The sequence below is a fragment of the Pseudomonas sp. SDO5522_S412 genome (genome assembly GCF_054071215.1).
On sequence record NZ_JBSVWQ010000383.1, the window covers coordinates 1 to 2,944 of the forward strand.

The 2,944-nt window shown below is 61.6% G+C and carries 4 protein-coding genes; all 4 read left to right on the forward strand.

The window, feature by feature from the left end; all coding sequences use genetic code 11:
* The first annotated feature begins 112 nt into the window (after nt 1-112).
* Genes ACW9I6_RS31760 through ACW9I6_RS31775 form a run of 4 tightly spaced genes read left to right on the forward strand, consistent with a single transcriptional unit; the run spans nt 113 to nt 2,883 of the window.
* A complete protein-coding gene (locus ACW9I6_RS31760) occupies nt 113-814 on the forward strand; it encodes an ABC transporter permease (RefSeq protein WP_008434488.1) in 702 nt (233 codons plus the stop codon).
* The gene (locus ACW9I6_RS31765; protein WP_003208574.1) at nt 811-1,524 is read left to right on the forward strand and encodes an ABC transporter permease; all 714 of its coding nucleotides are present in this window, start codon (nt 811-813) and stop codon (nt 1,522-1,524) included. The genes ACW9I6_RS31760 and ACW9I6_RS31765 overlap by 4 nt, the downstream gene beginning before the upstream one ends.
* A 3-nt stretch (nt 1,525-1,527) precedes the next feature.
* Nucleotides 1,528-2,373, forward strand: a complete 846-nt coding sequence (locus ACW9I6_RS31770) for an ABC transporter ATP-binding protein (RefSeq protein WP_256344069.1) — start codon at nt 1,528-1,530, stop codon at nt 2,371-2,373.
* A 12-nt stretch (nt 2,374-2,385) separates the two neighbouring features.
* Nucleotides 2,386-2,883: an Lrp/AsnC family transcriptional regulator gene (locus tag ACW9I6_RS31775; protein ID WP_003208571.1), complete on the forward strand. Its 498-nt coding sequence runs from the start codon at nt 2,386-2,388 to the stop codon at nt 2,881-2,883.
* Nucleotides 2,884-2,944 lie beyond the last annotated feature (61 nt).

The following is a 2,944-nucleotide window of genomic DNA, read 5'->3' on the forward strand; positions in this document are numbered from 1 at the left end:
GCGGTGGGTCAGTCACACATGTATTGACTGAAACTCTGTCTTCGCGAGCAAGCCCGCTCCCACACAAGCTCGCTCCCACAGTAAAACTCTGCGCCCCATCGAGATACTTCCCATGAATGAACTCCTCAACTTGCAAGGCTTCGGCCCGCTGCTGGCCCAGGGTGCCTGGATGACGGTCAAGCTGGCGTTCCTGGCGCTGCTGCTGAGCCTGTCCCTGGGACTGCTCGCCGCCGCCGCCAAGCTCTCCAGCGTCAAGCTGCTGCGGGTTCCGGCAACGCTCTACACCACGCTGATTCGCAGCGTGCCGGACCTGGTGCTGATCCTGCTGATTTTCTACAGCCTGCAACTGTGGCTGAACGACCTGAGTGAAATGCTCGGCTGGGCCTACTTCGAAATCGACCCGTTCACCGCCGGTGTCATCACCCTCGGTTTTATCTACGGTGCGTATTTCACCGAAAACTTTCGCGGGGCGATTCTCAGCGTGCCCGCCGGCCAACTCGAAGCCGCCACCGCCTACGGCCTGAGCCGCTGGCAGCGCTTTCGCCTGGTGCTGTTCCCGCAACTGATGCGCTTTGCCCTGCCGGGCCTGGGCAACAACTGGCTGGTGCTGCTCAAGTCCACCGCGCTGGTGTCGATCATCGGCCTGTCAGACCTGGTCAAGGCCGCACAAAACGCCGGCAAGACCACCAATGACCCGCTGTATTTCCTGATCCTCGCGGGCCTGGTGTACCTGGTGATCACCACCCTCTCCAACCGCATCTTCAAACGCCTGGAACGGCGCTACAACGTGGGCATCAAGGGGATGGTGCGATGATCGAACTGATCCAGCAATACGGCCTGGCCTACCTGTTCACCGACGGTAACGGCTTTTCCGGGGTGGCGATGACCCTGTGGCTGTTCATTATCTCGGTGGTGCTGGGCTTCATCCTGTCGATCCCGCTGGCGATCGCGCGGGTGTCGGAACACTTCTGGATTCGCTGGCCAGTGGAGGTCTACACCTACCTGTTTCGCGGCACGCCGCTGTATATCCAGTTGCTGATTTGCTACACCGGCCTCTACGGCCTGGACGTGGTGCAGGACAACGCCCTGCTCAACCAGTTTTTTCGCAATGCACTGAACTGCACGCTGCTGGCGTTTGTACTGAACACGTGCGCCTACACCGTGGAAATCTTTGCCGGGGCGATTCGCAACATCCCCCACGGCGAGATCGAAGCCGCCAAGGCCTACGGCCTGCATGGCTGGCGCCTGAACCTGTTTGTGGTAGTGCCCGCCGCACTGCGTCGCGCACTGCCGGCCTACAGCAATGAAATGATCCTGATGCTGCACGCCACGTCCCTGGCGTTCACCGCCACCATTGCCGACATCCTCAAGGTGGCCCGCGACGCCAACGCCGAGACGTTCCTGACGTTCCAGGCCTTCGGCATCGCTGCCCTGTTGTACATGCTGCTGTCCTTTGCACTGGTGGGCCTGTTTCGACTGGCCGAACGTCGCTGGATGCGTTTTCTTGTTCCTACCCGAGGCTAACCCATGAATCAGTCCGCGCAGGCCCTGGCCGCTTATCCCACCGATGTACGCCCCGCTACCCAGCCGGTCGCCGTGGCCGAAAACGCCAACGTCAAACTCCAGGTCGAAGGCCTGCACAAACGCTATGGCGAGCATGAGGTGCTCAAGGGCGTTTCACTGAACGCGCGCAACGGCGACGTGATCAGCCTGATCGGCGCCAGCGGCTCCGGCAAGAGCACGATGCTGCGCTGCATCAACTTCCTCGAACAGCCGGACGCCGGGGTTATCACCCTCGATGGCATCAGCATCGAAATGCAGCAAGGCCGCGCCGGCACGCGCGCGCCGCACCAGGCGCAATTGCAGAACCTGCGCACCCGCCTGGCCATGGTGTTCCAGCACTTCAACCTGTGGAGCCACATGACCGTGCTGGAAAACATCACCATGGCGCCGCGCCGGGTGCTGGGGGTGAGCGCCGCCGAGGCGGAAAAACGCGCACGCCTGTACCTCGACAAGGTCGGCCTGCCGGGCCGGGTGGCGGACCAATACCCGGCATTCCTCTCCGGCGGCCAGCAACAGCGCGTGGCCATCGCCCGGGCCCTGGCGATGGAACCGGAGATCATTCTGTTCGACGAACCCACTTCGGCCCTCGACCCTGAACTTGTAGGAGAAGTGCTCAAAGTCATACAGACGTTGGCGGAGGAAGGTCGTACCATGCTCATGGTCACCCACGAAATGGGCTTTGCCCGCCAGGTGTCCAGCCAAGTGCTGTTCCTGCATCAGGGCCGCGTCGAGGAACAAGGCGCAGCGGATATCCTCGACCAGCCGAACAGCGAACGCTTGCAGCAATTTCTTTCCAACCGATTGAAGTGAACACCACACACCATGGATACCAAGGCCACCGGACCGAACGCCTCACCTGTGCTGGACCGCATCGATGAAGCCATCATCGACGTGTTACGGCACCAGGGACGCATCACCTACGAAAAACTCTCGTCGCTGGTGCACCTGACGCCCAGGCCGTGCCTGGAACGGGTACGCAAGCTGGAACGACGCGGGGTCATCCGGGGTTATGGGGCGATCATCGACGTGCAGATGGTCTCGCCGGGGCTGTCACTGCTGGTGCTGGTGGCCCTCTCCAACCAGAGCGGGCGCTCGGCGCAGAAGGCGTTCGAGGCATGTGTCAAAGCCTGCCCGCAAGTGTTCGAGTGCCAGTTGATCAGCGGGCCGTTCGACTACAGCCTGCGCATGCGCTGCCGGGACATGGAGCACTACCGCGTGCTGACGGAAACCTGGCTCAACAACGATGAATTGCACATCGATAAGTTGGTGGCGCATCCCGAGCTGGCGGTCGTAAAAAACACCGCCACCGAACTGGCCTGAATCCGCCCCTACAGGCAATAGAGATCAAATGTGGGAGCGGGCTTGCTCGCGAATGCGGTGT